We start from the raw sequence: 16,126 nt of genomic DNA on the forward strand, positions 1-16,126 counted from the left end.
GTGAATGATCTGGAGGTTCCGGTGCGGTACGTCATCACGGGTGCAGGCAGCGGTATCGGACGCGCGGTGGCGACGCTGGCCGCGCGCGCCGGGGGCGACGACGACGCCGGGCAGCCGCGGCTGGCGCTGCTGGATCGTGACGCGACGGCGGTCGAGGCGGTGGCCGCCGAACTGCGGGAGACCGGCGCCGAGTGCCTGCCGCTGGTCGTCGACCTGGGCGATCACGCGTCGGCGGGCAAGGCGGTCGAGGAGGCGGTCTCGGTCTTCGGCGGTCTCGACGTGCTCGTGAGCAATGCCGGCATCAGCGCGGCCGGTCCCCTGGAGGACCTCGATCTGGAGAGCTTCCAGCAGACCTTCGACGTCAACACCCGCGCCACCTTCCTGCTGGCACGGGCGGCCTTCCCCGCGCTTCGCGAGTCGCGCGGCTCGATCGTCGCCACCGCCTCGATCTCCGCGACGCATCCGACGCCGCCACTGGGGATGTACAGCGCCAGCAAGGCAGCGCTGAAGATGATGATCCAGCAGATGGCGGTGGAGTGGGGCCGGTACGGCGTCCGCGCCAACTGCGTCTCGCCCGGCCCGACGGACACCGGCCTGACCCGCAAGTCGTTCGGTGACGCCGAGGACGCCGAGGCTAGGGAGAACCGCCGCTATCGGGAGGCCGTCTCGCCGATGCGGAAGATCGCCCGGGCGGAGGACATCGCGCAGGCGGTGCTCTTCCTGGCGGGCCCCCACGCCGGCCACATCACGGGCGTCGACCTCCCCGTCGATGGTGGCCTCTCGCTCACGGTCATGCCGCTGACCGGGGGCACGCCCGGATACCGGCTCGACCAGATCGCTCAGGAGGCCGTGTCATGATGACCGACACCCCCGCCGTGACGCTTCCCGGCTTCCTCTCACCGGAGGTCGCCGCCGACCCCGACGCCTTCTACCGGCGGCTCCGGGCCGAGGACCCGGTCCACTGGGACGACGGCTACCAGGGCTACCTGATCAGCAAGCACGCCGACGTCGGGCTCGCCTATCGCAATCCCCTCTTCTCCACTCAGAACTACGAGGTCAGCCTCCAGCCGGTCTTCGGCCGGTCGATGCTGCAGATGGACGGCGCGGAGCACAGCCGCAAGAAGGCCCTGGTGACGCCGTACTTCCGCGGCAAGGGCCTGGAGAAGTGGGCGCCGGTCATCGCCCGCAATATCGCGACGATCCTGGACCGCTCCGTCACCTCCGCGGCCGAGCACATCACCCGCGGCTTCCGGCCCGGGGACACCGTCGACCTGCTGGCCGACTTCGGCTACTACCTGCCGGTCTACGTCATCACCGACATGCTCGGGCTGCCGCACCGCGACTACGACAGGTTCTTCGACTGGTACAGCCGTCATGTCGCCTTCCTCGGGAACCTGGCCCGCGACCCCGAGATCGACGAGAGCGGCCGGGAGGCGACCAAGGAGCTGTGGGAGTACCTCGCGCCGGTGGTCGAGGACCGACGCTCCCACCTCGGCGAGGACCTCATCTCCGGTCTCATCACCGCCGAGATCGACGGCGAAAGCCTGGAGGACGCCGAGATCCTCACCCATATCACGCAACTGCTCAACGCCGGCTCGGAGACCACCGGCAAGGCGCTGGCGAGCATGTTCGCCTACCTCCTGCGTCGACGTGAGCTCTTCGAGGAGGTGCGGGACGACCGCTCGCTGGTCATCCCCGCGATCAGCGAGACCCTGCGGATCAGCCCGCCGTCGCAGATGAACGGTCGTAAGGTCACCCAGGAGGTCGAGATCGGCGGGAGGCTCCTTCCGGCCGGGACGCTGGTGATGCTGCTCATGGCCTCGGCGAACCGCGACGAGGACCGGTTCGCCGATCCGGACACGTTCGACTACCACCGCACCGACCTCCAGCACGAGAAGACCTTCACCGCTGCCGGCGACACCTTCGCCTTCGGCTCCGGCCGGCACTTCTGCCTGGGCGCGATGCTGGCGAAGTCCGAGCTCGAGATGGCCTCGAACGTGCTCATGGACCGCTTCCCCGACATGCGGCTGGCCAACGGCTTCGAGCCCCGGTGGGCGGGGCTGAAGATGCGCTCGGTCGGCAGCCTGATGGTGACGCTCTGAGCGATCCTGCGCTCGGCCCCGGAGTGCGCGGGCGCGCGCTGGCCACGCTGCTGGTGTGCGCGGCCCTCGTGTCCGCCGCCGTCGTCACGCTGGGCGCGCCGCTGGTCCCGCACGTGCAGAAGTCGTTCGGCGTCGGCACGGAGGCCTCCCAGTGGTCCTACACGATCACCCTACTCGTCGGGGCCACCCTGACGCCCCTGCTCGGCAGGCTGGCCGACGGGCGGCGCAGGCGGCCCGCGATGCTGGTGGTCTGTGCGCTGGTCACCCTCGGATGCGCCATCTCCGCGGTCGGGACGAGCTTCGGAGTCTTCCTGGCCGGGCGGGCGCTCCAGGGCACCGCGGTGGCGCTCGTGGCCATGACGATCGCCTGCGCGAGGGATCTGGTCGCGGGGCCGGCCGCGGCGCGGCTCGTCGCGCTCCTGTCGATCACCACAGCCCTCGGGGCCGGCGCGGCGTACCCGGTGACGACCTTCGTGGCCGATCACCTCGGACTGCGGGCCGCCTACGGTGGCGCCGCGGCTCTGGCACTGCTCGTGACCGTGGCGGTGACGCTTGGCCTGCCCGGCTGGGTGCCGGTGGACCGCGCATCGCAGCTGGACGTGCCTGGTGCGGTGGTGCTCGTCGTGGCCACCTCGCTGTCCCTGCTCGCCATCAGCCAGGGCAACTCGTGGGGGTGGTCCAGCGCCAGCGTCCTGCTCCTCGGCGGCCTCGCGCTCGCGCTGCTGGCCTGGTGGGTCCGGCTCGAGTTCCGGGCGGCGCATCCGCTGGTCGAGCTGCGGCTCTTCGCCCGCCGCAACGTGCTCGCGGCGCACCTCACCGGCCTGCTGATGGGAGTGAGCCTCTACAACACGCCGGTCCTGATCACCCGGATCGGCCTGGCGCCCAGGTCCACGGGGTTCGGCCTGGGGCTCACGCTCAGCGCCATCGGCGTGGTCATGATCCCGATCGCGATCTGCAACTACCTGAGCAGTCGCGCCGCCACGGTCCTCGCCCGGCGGTGGGGCCGCCGGGTGGCCCTCGCGGCCGGCGGAGTCCTCGGAGCGCTGGGACCGCTGGCGCTGACCGCGATGGACGGGCGCCTGGCGTGGCTGGTGCTGGCCGTCGTGCTGACCTCCTGCGGGGCGGGGGCGACCTTCGGAACCCTGCCAGGCCTGATCGTCGACGCGGTCGAGCCGTCGGAGACGGGGAGCGCCACCAGCGTGAACATCCTGCTCCGCGCGGTCGGCGGCGCTGTCGGGAGCGCGGTCACCGCCGCGCTGGTGGGCGCGGCTCTCGCACCCGACGGGGAGGCGACGTCGACCGGGCTGACGTGGGCGGCGCTGGCCTGTACGGCGACCTGCCTGGCCTCGGTAGTGGTCAGCTGCTGCGTGCCCACCCGCCACGGGCAGAGCGGCCGGCTAGCCGTCGTCGCGGTCGAACCAGTCCCACTCCCACGGGCGGATTGAGAGCATCGGCGTGCTGAGCAGGACGTGCTCGGCGTCGCCGGGAGCGGTGGTGCGTCCGACCCAGCTCGGGAGCGCCTCCTCGAGGCGTGCGCTCGTCTCGAGCACCTCCCCGTCGAGGTAGAGCAGGCGGACCACCAGGTCGTCCGCCCCGGCCGTCGTCGACGATCCGAACCCGCCCGCCACGGCCGCTAAGCGGTACGTCGCGGCACCCGCCACCCCGGGAACCCCCAGGACCTCCGGCACCATCTCGCGGTCCAGCGAGGCGAAGAAGGCGGCACCCGCCGGCTCCGAGGCGACGGCCGTGCGCGACAGGGTGAGGTGGATCCCCCGGTGGGGCCGATGGGGAACGGCGGCGGGAGCGAGCAGGACGCGCGCGGCGGCGTACTCCTTGACGGGGTGGAAGAAGCCGACCGGGCGGCGCTCGGTCCAGGCCAGCTCGGGGCGTCGTCCCCACCACAGGGCGCGCTGGTTGAGGTCGGTCCACGCCTGCAGGGCGGGCTCCACGGGGGCACCGAACCCGTAGGCCACGGCGTACTCGATCGGGGTGAGGCCGGCGTCGCCGACATGGCTGGCGGCCGCACAGGCAGGGGTGCGGACCCATCGGTCGCCCCAGGCGACGCCGGGCAGCAGCTGGTTCTCCGGCAGGTGGTCGAGCTGGTGCCAGGCGTTGTACTCGGCGTGCCGGGTCGGGTCCGTGAGGTAGGTGAAGGTGAGGAAGAGGCGCTCGGTGTTCATGCCGCTGCCTCTCGTTGCGCTCGTGGCCGGCCTGCTGCCGGTGATTCGCTCGCAGGCTCGCTCATGCGAAGGGCGAGAGGTAGGTGATGCCCTTGGCGGCAGCCGCCTCGGCGATCCACCCGTCGATCTGGCCGGCGATCTCGTGCGAGACCAGCTCGATCCACATGCCGGGCGACTCGGGGTTGTAGTGGAAGGTCGCGCGGCCGATTCCGCCGTCCTCGTCGACGCCGTTCAGCTCGCGTCGGTAGCCCTTGGCCTCGAGCATCGCCGCGGCCGCCCGCAGGTCGTCGGTGTAGTAGCCGAGGTGGTGGACCCGCCGTCCGCCCGTCACGTTGAGATAGGGGGCCGGGTCGATCTGCTCGAGCAACTCGATGAAGTGCGGGCCCTGCAGCGAGTAGGTGAACCTGACCTCGCGGCCGACGATGCCGTCCGGGCACTCGAGCGGGACCGTGGAGCTCAGGGGCGGGGCCCAATCGAGGCGCAGGGCGTCTCCCATGGCCGCCATGGCGTTGTCGAGGCTGTCCACGATGATGCCGGTGTGGTAAAGCCGCAGCAGCGGTTCGGTGGTCATGACAAGGCCCCTCTCTGTGGTCGAGTGACAGACATTACACTACGCTAAATAAATCCGGCAGCTCTCGCGCCGTTGATCCGGGAGGTTCCTGTCGAGCCCTTGACACGGGCGCTCCTGTGACCTCAGTCTCATACCAGTTAGCGATGTGAAAGATTTAAGGTTCCGGGTCACTCCCGAGGCACGGTGCGAGGCAAGAGGAGAGCGCATGATCTCGCTGGTCGTGACCAGCCTGTCGCAGGCGGCGGTGCTGATCCCGCTGGTCCTGGCGGTCAGTCTGGTCTTCCGCGTGAGCGGAGTCGTCAACTTCGGGGCGGGGAATTTCTGCGTCTTCGCGGGTGCGGCCTGCGCCTCGTGGGGGGCGAGCAACAGCGCCGTCGGTGTGGTCCTCACCGTCGTGGTCGGTGGTGTCTTGGGGGCGCTGTGCTATGGCATCGCGATCGTGCCGGCGCAGCGCAAGGGCGTTCCCGTCATCGGCCTCACCCTGGCCACCCTCGGCTTCGGCCTGCTCCTCAGCTTCCTGACCCGCACCTGGTTCGGCGGTGAGCCCTCGATCGTGCAGCCCTGGCTGCGTGGCTCGGTGTCGATGGGCGGCTACGAGACCTCCAAGCAGCGGCTCCTGGTCATCGGCCTGTCGATCATCCTGCTGCTGCTGATGTGGTTCCTGTTCGACAGGACGCTGATCGGACACAACCTGGCGGCGGTCTCCTTCGACCACGAGCTGGCGCAGGTCTACGGCGTGCGGACGATGCGCTTCGAACTGCTCGCCTGGGTGGTCTCGGGCATGTGCCTGGTCCTGGGAGGCGTCTTCCAGGCCTCGCTGGGCAGCGTCTCGGTCGACGTGGCGCCGACCCTTCTCGTGCTGAGCCTGGTCGGTGCCGTCATCGGAGGCCTCGGCAGCCTCTTCGGGGCCGTGGGCGGGGCGGTCGTCGCCGGATTCGTGATGACGTTCGCCGACCAGCACATCGCCGCCAGCTATCACCTGACCTCACTCTTCGTGATCCTGTCCCTGGTGCTGCTGGTGCGGCCGACAGGGCTGTTCACCTTCCGCGGAACGGCAGAGCGCGTATGAGCATCATCGGACTGGACAAGGCCGTCACCGGCCGGACGAGCGGCACCGCGAAGGCCGCGGGACTTCGCAGCGTGCTGACCTCCTCCTGGGCCAAGCACGTCGCGGGGCCGCTGGCGCTGGTGGTCATCGGACTCGTGGCCAGCGGCAACGACTACTACGTCCACCTCGCGACGGCTGGCGTCATCGCCTACATCCTCACGGCGGCCTTCAACCTGGTCTACGGCTATGCCGGCATCTTCAATCTCTCCCTCGTCATCACCTACGGCCTCGGTGCGTTCACGAGCGTCTACCTCGAGGTCCAGTTCGGACTCCCGTTCTGGCCCGCGCTGCTGATCTCCATCGCGGTCACCGCGGCCCTGTCGGTCCTGGTCGCGGTCCCTACCCGGGGGCTCGACGAGCTCTTCCTCGCCATCCAGACACTGGCTTTCGCGCTCGCGCTCGCCGAGATCATGGTGAACTGGGAGAAGTTCAGCGGAGGCACGATCGGCATCTACTCGATCCCGATGCCGACGCTGTTCGGTCACGAGTTCGTCGGCGGCTACCTGTCGTACTACTGGCTTGCCGCCTTCTTCACCTGGCTCACCTACGAGCTCGTCCTGCGCATCCATCTCTCGGCCATGCGACGCAAGCTGACGGCGCTGCGGGAGGGTCCCCGAGTCCTCGCTTCCGTCGGCGTCTCGCCCGACTCGACCCGGCTGGTCGCCTTCGCGCTCTCGGGTGCGCTCGCCGGACTGGCCGGCGCCCTCTTCGCCCATTTCCAGCTTGTGATCGACCTCGACACCTTCAGCTTCACCCGCCTGGTCGCGCTGCTGCTCGCCGCGATCCTGGGCGGTGCCGGCTACTTCCTCGGTCCCGTGTTCGGAGTCGTCGCCATCCTGGTGATGGACGAGCTCTCGCTGGCCACCAGCCAGGCACAGGACCTCATCTACGGCGTCGGCATCCTGGTGCTCGTCGTGCTCACCCGCGGCGGCATCGCGGGTGGTCTGAGCAGCCTGATGGGGTGGATCGTCGGTCGTCGGCGGCCAGGCTCGGACGAGGCCGTCGACGAGCTGTCCGCCGACGATCCGGGCGGAGGCGGCGAGGAGGTCGTCGAGGCGGTGACGCGCACGCTGGCCGACTCGGTCAACGCCGTGAGCCGCGACCTGCGGGTCGAGGTGCGCGGAGTCTCCGTCGCCTTCGGTGGCAACACCGCGGTCAACGATGTCTCGATCTCGTTCGCGACCGGCGAAGTAGTCGGCCTGATCGGCCCGAACGGGGCCGGCAAGACCACTCTCCTCAATGCGATCACCGGCGACGTTCGGGCGTCCGGCTCGATCCGGCTCGGTGAGGAGGAGATCCTCGGCGCACCCCCGGAGAGCCTGGTTCGGTCGGGGATCGGTCGGACCTTCCAGAGCCCGAAGATCATCCCGGAGCTGACGCTGCTGGAGAACGTCATGCTGGCCGGCGACGGCATCGGCCGGGTCGGGTGGCTCCGTCAGTCGCTGCTGAGCCCGGCGGCTCGCCGGCAGGCGCTCGCCGGTCGGGACAGAGCAATGACGTTGCTCGCCGACCTCGCCCTCGCGGACCGCGCTCAGAGCCTGGCCGGGGACCAGCCGTACGGCGTGCTGCGGCTCGTCGAGATCGCTCGTAACCTGATGCTCGACCCGGCCTTCCTGCTCCTCGACGAGCCCGGCGCGGGGCTCACGGAGTTCGAGCGCGAGGAGGTCGCGGCCACCGTTCGAGCGCTCGGCGCGCGCGATCTCGGCGTGGTGCTGGTCGACCACAACCTCCCGCTCATCACCAGCGCCTGCGATCGCATCTACGTCCTGGACCACGGTCAGGTCATCGCCGACGGCCCGCCCGGCGAGGTCTTCGCGCAGCAAGAGGTCATCTCCGCCTACCTGGGGGTTCCCGGATGAGCACGCCACTCCTCGACGTACGCAATCTGACGGTGGGCTATGGCGACCACCAGCCGGTCCTGCACGACATCTCCTTCACTCTCGGAGAGGGAGAGCTGCTCGGCCTGGTCGGGATGAACGGCGCGGGAAAGACGACCTTGATGCGTGCGCTCAGCGGAGGGCTCAAGCCCCGGGCGGGGGAGGTCACCTTCCGGGGCGCCCGGATGAACGGGCACTCGACGGCCGCCAGCGTCCGCAAGGGCATCGTGATCCTGCCCGAGGGGCATCGGGTGCTCCGCCCGCTCACGGTGGAGGAGAACCTCCAGATCTCGGCGATGCGGCTGAGCCGACGGGCCGTGCGCCGCCGGATCGCGGAGGTCCAAGAGCTGGTGTACGGACTGTTCCCGATCCTGGCCGACCGGCGCAATCAGCTTGCTGGGCTGCTCTCTGGTGGAGAGCAGCAGATGCTCTCGCTGGCGCGCGCCATCATCCAGCGGCCGAAGCTGCTGCTCCTCGACGAGCCTTCTCTCGGACTCGCGCCGGTCGTGGTGGAGAAGATCTACTCGTCGCTTCGCTCGCTCCAGCAGGAGGGCATCTCGATGCTGGTCGTGGAGCAGAACAGCGACCGCGTGGCTCGGGCCTGTGAGCGGATGATCGTCCTGCGGGACGGGCGGATCGCTGCCACTGGAGCACCGTCCGCGCTCCAGGGGGCGGAGCTCAATGCCGCGTACTTCGGATAGCCCGGGTCGACCGCTCCCACCCCCGGGGGCATCGGCGTGCTGAGCGTCGACGTCCACCCACCGCTCGATCCGCGTACCGAGGACGTCCTGCACCCTTGCCGCCGGCGCCCGTCCTGATGAGGTCGCCCGGCACGGGCTCGTGGCGGGCGCCGGGTGAGCGGCCTGTGGTCGGACCCCGGCACTTGCTCGACCTCAAGATATGTAGAATACTTCACAAGGCTAAACAATCTCGCCGATGCTCGAGGAGTCACATCCATGCTCACCGTTGATTACGCCGCACGACGCTCGGTCGTCGAGCCGAACCGGCTGCGCCGCTTCTTCGGCGCCCGCAGCATCGCGGTCGTCGGAGCGTCCCCGAGCTCGAGCTGGGCACAGAACCTCCTCAACGCGCTCGAGCTCGGCGGTGGGGTGAAGGAGGTCCGCTTCGTCCATCCCAAGTACGACGAGCTCTTCGGTCAGCGCACGGTCCCGACCCTCCGCGACCTGGACGAGGCCGTCGACATGGCCTACATCATGGTCGGGCCGAACCGGGTGGACCCGATCATCGAGGACGCGGCGGCGGCGGGGATCAAGAACGCCGTCGTGCTGGCCGCCGGCTACGGCGAGGCCGGCGCCGGCGGTCGCGATCGACAGCGCCGGCTGGCCGAGCGCGCGGTCGAGCTCGACCTGACGATCATGGGCCCGAACACCATCGGGTTCATCAACGCGGTCGACGGGGTGGCGCCCTGGGCGGTCGCCACGCAGTCCACGCCGGTGTCCGGCCCGGTCGGCGCCGTGTTCGAGAGCGGGTCGATGGCGCGCGCGACCTACCAGTTCGCCGAGGCGCACGGCGTGGGCTGCACGCTGTGGGCGTCGGTGGGCAACTCGGCCGTCCTGACCAGCCTCGACGTCCTGGACTACCTGATCGAGGACGAGGCCACCCGCGCGATCGCCCTGTTCCTCGAGACGGTGCGCGAGCCGGACCGCCTCTTCGAGCTGGGCGCGAAGGCGCTCGCCGCCGGCAAGCCGATCGTCGTCTACAAGGCCGGCCGCAGCGAGGAGGGCATGCGCTCGGCCATGGCCCATACCGGTGCGATGGCCACCGACGACGCCGTCGTCGACGCGGCGTTCCGGCAGGCAGGCATGGTCCGCGTCGAGAGCATCGAGGAGCTGGTGGCGACTGCCGGCGTCTTCGGCTACAGCCCCCGGCTGCCGCAAGGTCGCCGGATGGGCGTGGTGACGTCGTCGGGCGGCGGCTGCAACATCATCGCCGACCTCGCCTCGCTCAACAGCATCTCGCTGCCGGCGTGGCAGGAGGACACCCGGACCAGGCTCGCCGAGCGCCTGCCCGAGTTCGCCTCGATCCTCAACCCGCTCGACACGACGGGCTTCGGACATGCGCGGGCCAGACCGCGGCCGACCAAGGCCGAGGACGACCTGATGGAGATCGCGGTCGAGGACGCCGGGATCGACCTGATGTTCTCCATGATGACGCCGCTGCCCGACGAGCGCCCCGAGGACCCGACGTTCATCGAGAGTCGGATGAAGATCATCGGGGACATCGTCGCGGCGGCGCCGGTGCCGATCTTCCTCTGCTCCAACACCTGCCTCGACGTCTCGCCGTACGCGCAGTCGCTGCTCGCCGAGAACGACCTCTTCCTCCTCCCCGGCGTGGACCTGGCGATCACCTCGCTCGGCCACGTGGTGCGGTGGGTCGAGCAGCGGGACCACCTCGGGACCGGCGCGACCGAGGAGCTGACGCCGGCCCCGGTCGGCGAGGTCCCGGACGCGCGGACCTGGGCCGAGGACGAGGGCCGTGCCCTTCTCGAGGCCGCCGGTGTCCCGGTCGTCCCGGCGTGCCTGGTCACCTCCGCCGCCGAGGCGGCCGATGCCGCGATGAAGCTCGGCGGTCCGGTGGCGATGAAGATCTGCTCGCGAGCCATCGCCCACAAGTCGGACGTCGGCGGGGTCGTCCTCGGCGTCGAGGGCGCCGAGGCCGCGGCGACGACGTACGAGTCGATCATGGCGACGGTGACGCATCGTGTGCCCGACGCCGACCTCCGTGGCGTCCTGGTGTCGCCGATGCGGGAGCCGGGACAGGAGCTCCTGGTCGGGATCACCGTCGACCCGACCTTCGGCCCGGTGCTGGCGGTCGGCCTCGGAGGCGTCTGGGTCGAGGTCATGAAGGACACCAGCCTGCGGGTGCTGCCGGTCAACGCCCACGACGTACGACGGATGCTCGAGGAGCTCAAGGGCGCGGCGCTGCTGCAAGGGGCCCGGGGGAGCCTGCCGGCCGACCTCGACGCGCTCAGCGAGGCGATCGTGGCGATCAGCCGTGCCGCCCTGTCGGTCGGTCCCGGCCTGGACACCCTGGAGGTCAACCCGCTGCGTGTCAGCGGAAGCAGGGTCGAGGCCCTCGACGTGCTGGTCGCCACGACCGCGGAGGCTGCTCATGAGTGACGAGGCGCCGCCCGGCGCGCTCGACGGCATCAAGGTCCTGGACCTGACCCGCTTCCTGCAGGGGCCCTATGCGACCCGCATCCTCGCCGACCTCGGCGCGGAGGTCGTCAAGGTCGAGCGTCCGGGCGGCGAGTGGGACCGGAGGCTCCGGCAGGCACCCGACGGATATGCGGGCTTCTTCCTGGGCCTCAACCGTGGCAAGAGGGCGATCGCCGTCGACATCACCACCTCCGAGGGCCGGGAGATCGTGAAGACGCTGGCCCGGGAGTGCGACGTCGTCGTGGAGAACTTCCGGCTCGGCGTCATGGAGAAGCTGGGCCTGGGCTATGACACCCTGCGCGAGGAGAATCCGCGGCTCGTCTACGCCGCCGCGTCCGGCTACGGACCGCTGGGGCCGCGCCGCAAGGAGCCCATGTTCGACATGGTGGCCCAGGCGGTCTCCGGGCTCTCCGACTTCGTGCGCACCGCGGACGGGACGCCACGCCTGGCCAGCCGCGGCATGGCGGACTCGGCGGGCGCCGTCTTCCTGGCCATGGGCATCCTGACCGCCCTCCTGGCCCGGGAGAGGACCGGGCTCGGCCAGCGGGTCGACGGCTCGCTCGTCGGCTCCTGCCTGGCCATGCACACCGCGGAGGTCACCATCGCCCTGCACGGAGACGAGGTGAAGAGGACACAGGGGCGGGTGACGTCGACCTCGGGCGCGTTCCGCTGCCGCGACGACAAGTGGGTCGTCGTCGGCGCCACGGACCAGAAGGTCTGGAGCGGGCTGACCGCGGCCCTGGACCGGGTGGACCTGCGCGACGACCCGAGGTTCGCCAAGAGCCGGGTTCGTGAGCGGCATCGCGACATCCTCGAGCCGATCCTGGAGGAGACGTTCCTGACGGCCGACCGGGACACCTGGGTCGAGCGGATGCGGGAGAACGGCGTCCCGGTGGCTCCGGTCAACACCTTCGTCGAGGCCGCCCGAGACCCCGACGTCCTGGCCAATGGCTTCGTCGTCGAGCAGCCGGACGAGACCTGGGGGACGGTCCGCACCGTCGGCAACCCGTTCCTGCTCAGCGCGACGCCCGCGCGGGTCGGTGGGTGGACGCCGGAGCTCGGTGCCGACACCCGTGCGGTGCTCGAGCACCTCGGCATGGCCCCGGAGCGCATCGACGAGCTGCTCGCTGAGGGCATCGTCGAGCAGGCGGGGTCCGCGACGGCCCCATCGGCGCCGTCGCTCGTAGCGGAGAGGGTGGACACGGCATGAGATACGGAACACCGGAGAGCATCGAGGCCGCGGCCAGCCAGGTGCTGTACGAGGCCGACGCGGCCTCCGGGGTCGCCTACCTGACGCTGAACCGGCCGGAGAAGCACAACGCCATGAGCGTTCCGATGCGCGATCGCATCATCGAGCTCATGGCGCGGGCCGGCGACGACCCGCAGGTCCGTGTCGTCGTGATCCGCGGCAACGGCATCTCCTTCTGCAGCGGCAACGAGATCAACGAGCAGTGGGGGCAGAAGCGGCCGCACGAGCGGCGTCGTACGCTGACGGTCGGCTACCGGTACGGCGCTGACATGGCCTGGGGCAGGCTGGGGTTCAGCCAGGCGATCTCCCGCTCGCCGAAGATCACCGTCGCGCAGCTGCACGGCTACTGCGCGGCGGCCGCCTACTTCATGATCGCCTGCAAGGTCGACGTGGTCACGGCGGCCGAGGACACCCGGATCGGCGCGCTCGAAGCGCGGTTCCTCGGTCCCGCCGGCGCGGTCGCCAGCGTCCACATCAACCGGATCCTGGGCATGAAGGCCGCTCGTCGTACCGGATTCACCGCGATGCCGATGAGCGGCACCGAGGCCCATCACCTCGGGCTCGTGGACACCGTCGCGCCCGCCGCGGAGCTCGCTGGGACGACGTTCGCGATCGCGTCCGACATGGCCGCCCGCCCGCCCGGCCACCTGCTCTACCTGAAGTCGAGGCTCCGCGCGGCCGAGGCCGCGATGGACACCAGCGTCCCGTCGATCACCGGCCTGCTGGTGTCGCACTTCCTGCAGGCCGGTCCGGAGGAGATGGACTTCTGGAAGACCGCCAAGGAGGTCGGCGTCGGTGGCGCGCTCGACGCGGACAAGCAGCGCAAGGGCGCGGCGGACCCGCGCGCGGGGGTGACGGCATGAGTGAGTGGAGCGAGCGAGTCATTCAAGCTAGCGCGCGGTGCTCATGCCCCCACCGAGCGAAGCGAGGTCGCGGATGAGGAGCGTCGAGTTGCGCGTCGTCGACGGCCGCGCCTACGTCGAGGTGGAGAGCTACGCGCCGCTGACCTCCCACGACCCCGTCTTCGCCGGCGAGCTCGCCGCCGCCGTCATCGACGCGTCGGACGACGATCGCGTCAAGGCGATCGTGCTGCGGGCCAGCGGACCGGACTTCGCGCCGACGGCCCCGACCGATCTCCCCTCCGCCGCCGAGGTGCCGACCGCCTGGCACCGGGCCTTCGCCGCCTCGAACGCGGCGTACCAGGCGACCTGCTTCGCCAAGAAGGTCGTCATCGCCGAGGTGGCCGGCGCCTGCCATGGCGCCGGCAGCGCGCTGCTGCTGTGCGCCGACCTGGCCGTGGCGAGCGACGACGCTGAGTTCGGATCGCCTTTCCTGGACGTGCCCGAATCGAACTTCGTCCTGGCTGCGCTCACTATCCGGCTCAACCGGGCCAAGTCGTGGTTGCTGCGCGGGTCGACCTTCGACGCCGCCACGGCGGTCCGGATCGGCCTCGTCAACCGGGTGGTGCCGGCCTCGGAGCTCCCGGCGGAGGTGGCGCGGATGACCGACCCGGTCCTCCGCATGCCGCTGGACGGCGTGACGATGTCGAAGATGCTGCAGCAGGCCGTCTACGACGCCCATGGCGTGGGCCGGGAGTTCGACCTGGCCGACCACTACGCGATCCACCGCTCGGCGGTCGGGTCCGGTCTCACGGAGGAGGGCGAATGAGCAAGGGCAGGGTCGAGCTCAGCAAGGACCACGAGATCTATACCGCCACCATCACCATCCGCCGACCGGCGGACGGCAACCTGATGACGCGCGCCATGGCCGCGCAGTTCGTGGACCATCTTGCCGACATCGACGAGGACGACGATGTGAAGGTCGTCCTCGTCCGCGGCGAGGGCGACGACCTGTGCGCGGGCTGGGACCCTGTCGACGCGTGGAGCCAGTACACCGACGCGCCCGGGGGCTCGATCCGTAAGCACCCCAGCCAGCGGGCGCGGCTGATCGCGCTGGACGACGCCTGGTGGGGGACCAGGGGCCTCTACCAGCGGCTGCTGCACTGCCGGAAGGTGACGATCGTCGAGGCCCGCGGCCGCTGCTGGGACACCGGGCTCTACCTGGTGCTGTGCGCCGACCTGGTGGTCGCCGCGGAGGACGCCACCTTCGGATCCCCGCGCTGGCAGAACCTGGGTGTCGACGGCGACATGTCGCTGCTGTTCGCCACTGTCGGGCTCCGGCGTGCCAAGGAGCTCATGTACTGCAATGTCGCCTGGACGGCGGCGACGGCGCTCTCCTACGGTCTGGTCGACCGGGTCGCCGGGGATGCCGTCCAAGGGGCGACCGAGCTGGCGGCGATGTGCGCATCGATCATGCGCGACGGGATCGTGACGGAGAAGTACGCGGTCTTCGCCTCGCTGGAGAAGCTCGGCATCGGGCTCTCGTTCGCGGCCACCACCGTCGTCGGCGCCTCGCTGAGCAACATCCACTTCCAGCCCGGGGAGTTCAACTTCCTGCGGGAGGTGCGTCAGGAGGGCGCGGCGGCCGCGCTGGATCGCTCTCGCGCGCGCCTCGAGGTTCGCTGATCGTCGAGGGCGGGTCAGCGCGACTACCGGGGCAGCTCCGGGTCGCACAGTCGCTCGAGCGCCGGCAACGCGGCGAGCAGGGTCTTCAGCTCCTTCGCGTTGAGCCGCCCCAGATGCTCCTCTAGCCAGACTTCACGGCTCTTCAACACCTGCTCGCGCTCCCGCTCCCCGCTCGGGGTCAGCTCGATCAGCGCGGCGCGCCGGTCGGCGGGGTCCGCCGTACGGGAGACGAAGCCGAGCTCGATCAGGCGATTGAGCGATCGTGTCACCGACGGCGGGGAGACTCCCTCGGACGCCGCCAGCTCGCCGGCGGAGACGGGCTGACTGCGTCCGATGTTGAACAGCAGCGAGATGAGCGCATAGCTCAGGCCGTCGTCGTTCTGTTGGCGCAGCACCCGGCCGAGGCGGCCGAGCGTCATCCGGAGCCGTGTCAGATCCTCGCGCCGGACGGTGTGCTCGTGCTTGGCGGCACCGCTGGAGCCGCGGGTGGTAGTGGTCATCCTTACCCCGAATCTGAGCCTTCGCCTCAATTAAGTTTCGCCGTGCTAAGTATGCGCTAGCGGACTTCCGCACGCCACGGCCCACTCCTGGCCGGCTCATCGGGCGCTGGCTGTCGTGCATCCTGCTGGGCTCACGACATCGGAGCCGATTCGGTGAGCTCCCTTGCAGATGATGCGATCACAGATTAGTTTACATGGCTAGATAAATTGTTGCGGTCGTCACACGGCGACCTCTACCGCGGAGGAGAGATAGTGAAGGACTTCAGGCCGGAGCTGACCTACACCAGCTTCGAGGAGCACATGCACAAGGCCAAGACGCCGCTGCAGCTCAAGCATCTCGAGACGGTCGTCCACCACTCCAAGGGCGAGGTGCTGGCGGACCTGGACATGGTCCTGCCGACGCTGTCGGATGACCCGCAATACCACGAGTACGGAGTTCTCGGGAACGTCAAGGGCGATACCGGGCCGAAGGGCATGGCCGAGGTTCGCGCCAACTACACCGAGATGGTCAACAACGGCTCCTACGTCATCGAGTCGAAGAAGACCCGCGTGGTCGTCAGCGACTACGACATCGTCACCGAGGGGACCTTCCGGCAGATCCTGACGGCTGAGGTGGCCCGGAAGATGGGCTTCGTGGACGACAGCTCCCCGGCCAGCCCGTTCTACGTGCTGTCGGCCCGAACGGTCGTCTTCTGGGAGTTCAACGAGGACGACTTGGCCACCGGCGAGGACCGCTATGTCCTCGACCACCACATCGTCCCGCTCGCGGAGGAGGACCTGCCGGACAACTATCCCGACCAGTTCCGGACCAAGCCGCGGGTCGAGGCCTGAGCGC

General features: G+C 70.0%; 15 protein-coding genes. 12 read left to right on the forward strand and 3 right to left on the reverse strand.

The annotated features are described in order from the left end of the window. From QM595_RS15935 to QM595_RS15945, 3 genes are read left to right on the forward strand one after another with little or no spacing between them, the layout of a single operon-like run. Positions 1-858, forward strand: coding sequence for an SDR family NAD(P)-dependent oxidoreductase (locus tag QM595_RS15935; RefSeq protein ID WP_415172561.1), 858 nt, complete (start codon positions 1-3; stop codon positions 856-858). Further along, entirely contained in the window at positions 855-2,102 is a 1,248-nt protein-coding gene (locus tag QM595_RS15940) for a cytochrome P450 (protein WP_415172562.1), read from the forward strand. Before QM595_RS15935 ends, QM595_RS15940 begins: the two co-directional genes overlap by 4 nt. Before the next feature lie 23 nt (positions 2,103-2,125). After that, positions 2,126-3,547 carry an MFS transporter gene (locus QM595_RS15945; RefSeq protein ID WP_415172563.1) on the forward strand — a complete coding sequence of 474 codons (1,422 nt, stop codon included), beginning with the start codon at positions 2,126-2,128 and terminating at the stop codon, positions 3,545-3,547. Here QM595_RS15945 and QM595_RS15950 read toward each other — a convergent pair. Further along, positions 3,500-4,282 (reverse strand): hypothetical protein, encoded by a 783-nt coding sequence (locus tag QM595_RS15950; protein WP_415172564.1) that lies wholly within the window; start codon positions 4,280-4,282, stop codon positions 3,500-3,502. The genes QM595_RS15945 and QM595_RS15950 overlap by 48 nt on opposite strands. Before the next feature lie 61 nt (positions 4,283-4,343). Continuing rightward, entirely contained in the window at positions 4,344-4,853 is a 510-nt protein-coding gene (locus QM595_RS15955) for a VOC family protein (RefSeq protein ID WP_415172565.1), read from the reverse strand. Between the two features lie 205 nt (positions 4,854-5,058). Between QM595_RS15955 and QM595_RS15960 the strand changes: the two genes are divergently transcribed. The 8 genes from QM595_RS15960 to QM595_RS15995 all read left to right on the forward strand — a co-directional run bounded on the left by QM595_RS15960 (position 5,059) and on the right by QM595_RS15995 (position 14,791). Continuing rightward, positions 5,059-5,922 (forward strand): ABC transporter permease subunit, encoded by an 864-nt coding sequence (locus QM595_RS15960; protein ID WP_415172566.1) that lies wholly within the window; start codon positions 5,059-5,061, stop codon positions 5,920-5,922. Further along, entirely contained in the window at positions 5,919-7,820 is a 1,902-nt protein-coding gene (locus QM595_RS15965; protein WP_415172567.1) for an ABC transporter permease subunit, read from the forward strand. Before QM595_RS15960 ends, QM595_RS15965 begins: the two co-directional genes overlap by 4 nt. Beyond that, complete coding sequence (locus QM595_RS15970) at positions 7,817-8,539, forward strand: ABC transporter ATP-binding protein (protein WP_415172568.1); 723 nt, start codon at positions 7,817-7,819, stop codon at positions 8,537-8,539. The genes QM595_RS15965 and QM595_RS15970 overlap by 4 nt, the downstream gene beginning before the upstream one ends. 255 nt (positions 8,540-8,794) lie before the next feature. After that, positions 8,795-10,978, forward strand: coding sequence for an acetate--CoA ligase family protein (locus QM595_RS15975; protein WP_415172569.1), 2,184 nt, complete (start codon positions 8,795-8,797; stop codon positions 10,976-10,978). Further along, positions 10,971-12,227 carry a CaiB/BaiF CoA transferase family protein gene (locus QM595_RS15980; protein WP_415172570.1) on the forward strand — a complete coding sequence of 419 codons (1,257 nt, stop codon included), beginning with the start codon at positions 10,971-10,973 and terminating at the stop codon, positions 12,225-12,227. The genes QM595_RS15975 and QM595_RS15980 overlap by 8 nt, the downstream gene beginning before the upstream one ends. Next, entirely contained in the window at positions 12,224-13,129 is a 906-nt protein-coding gene (locus tag QM595_RS15985) for an enoyl-CoA hydratase/isomerase family protein (protein ID WP_415172571.1), read from the forward strand. The genes QM595_RS15980 and QM595_RS15985 overlap by 4 nt, the downstream gene beginning before the upstream one ends. Before the next feature lie 73 nt (positions 13,130-13,202). Then, positions 13,203-13,934 (forward strand): enoyl-CoA hydratase/isomerase family protein, encoded by a 732-nt coding sequence (locus QM595_RS15990; RefSeq protein WP_415172572.1) that lies wholly within the window; start codon positions 13,203-13,205, stop codon positions 13,932-13,934. After that, positions 13,931-14,791, forward strand: coding sequence for an enoyl-CoA hydratase/isomerase family protein (locus tag QM595_RS15995; protein ID WP_415172573.1), 861 nt, complete (start codon positions 13,931-13,933; stop codon positions 14,789-14,791). The genes QM595_RS15990 and QM595_RS15995 overlap by 4 nt, the downstream gene beginning before the upstream one ends. A 23-nt stretch (positions 14,792-14,814) precedes the next feature. Here QM595_RS15995 and QM595_RS16000 read toward each other — a convergent pair whose 3' ends face one another. Continuing rightward, positions 14,815-15,291, reverse strand: a complete 477-nt coding sequence (locus QM595_RS16000) for a MarR family winged helix-turn-helix transcriptional regulator (RefSeq protein ID WP_415172574.1) — start codon at positions 15,289-15,291, stop codon at positions 14,815-14,817. A 252-nt stretch (positions 15,292-15,543) separates the two neighbouring features. Between QM595_RS16000 and QM595_RS16005 the strand changes: the two genes are divergently transcribed. Beyond that, positions 15,544-16,122 carry a hypothetical protein gene (locus QM595_RS16005; RefSeq protein WP_415172575.1) on the forward strand — a complete coding sequence of 193 codons (579 nt, stop codon included), beginning with the start codon at positions 15,544-15,546 and terminating at the stop codon, positions 16,120-16,122. Positions 16,123-16,126 lie beyond the last annotated feature (4 nt).

It is taken from the genome of Nocardioides sp. (assembly GCF_047607185.1).
Lineage (GTDB): Bacteria > Actinomycetota > Actinomycetes > Propionibacteriales > Nocardioidaceae > Nocardioides.

What these genes read in the sequence shown, in the direction of transcription:
- QM595_RS15985 (WP_415172571.1), top strand. Translation starts at nt 12,224, where the DNA reads ATGAGATACGGAACACCGGAGAGCATCGAGGCCGCGGCCAGCCAGGTG.
- QM595_RS15990 (WP_415172572.1), top strand. Translation starts at nt 13,203, where the DNA reads ATGAGGAGCGTCGAGTTGCGCGTCGTCGACGGCCGCGCCTACGTCGAG.
- QM595_RS15975 (WP_415172569.1), top strand. Translation starts at nt 8,795, where the DNA reads ATGCTCACCGTTGATTACGCCGCACGACGCTCGGTCGTCGAGCCGAAC.
- QM595_RS15960 (WP_415172566.1), top strand. Translation starts at nt 5,059, where the DNA reads ATGATCTCGCTGGTCGTGACCAGCCTGTCGCAGGCGGCGGTGCTGATC.
- QM595_RS16000 (WP_415172574.1), bottom strand. Translation starts at nt 15,291, where the DNA reads ATGACCACTACCACCCGCGGCTCCAGCGGTGCCGCCAAGCACGAGCAC.
- QM595_RS15940 (WP_415172562.1), top strand. Translation starts at nt 855, where the DNA reads ATGATGACCGACACCCCCGCCGTGACGCTTCCCGGCTTCCTCTCACCG.
- QM595_RS15980 (WP_415172570.1), top strand. Translation starts at nt 10,971, where the DNA reads ATGAGTGACGAGGCGCCGCCCGGCGCGCTCGACGGCATCAAGGTCCTG.
- QM595_RS15970 (WP_415172568.1), top strand. Translation starts at nt 7,817, where the DNA reads ATGAGCACGCCACTCCTCGACGTACGCAATCTGACGGTGGGCTATGGC.
- QM595_RS15950 (WP_415172564.1), bottom strand. Translation starts at nt 4,282, where the DNA reads ATGAACACCGAGCGCCTCTTCCTCACCTTCACCTACCTCACGGACCCG.
- QM595_RS15955 (WP_415172565.1), bottom strand. Translation starts at nt 4,853, where the DNA reads ATGACCACCGAACCGCTGCTGCGGCTTTACCACACCGGCATCATCGTG.
- QM595_RS15995 (WP_415172573.1), top strand. Translation starts at nt 13,931, where the DNA reads ATGAGCAAGGGCAGGGTCGAGCTCAGCAAGGACCACGAGATCTATACC.
- QM595_RS15965 (WP_415172567.1), top strand. Translation starts at nt 5,919, where the DNA reads ATGAGCATCATCGGACTGGACAAGGCCGTCACCGGCCGGACGAGCGGC.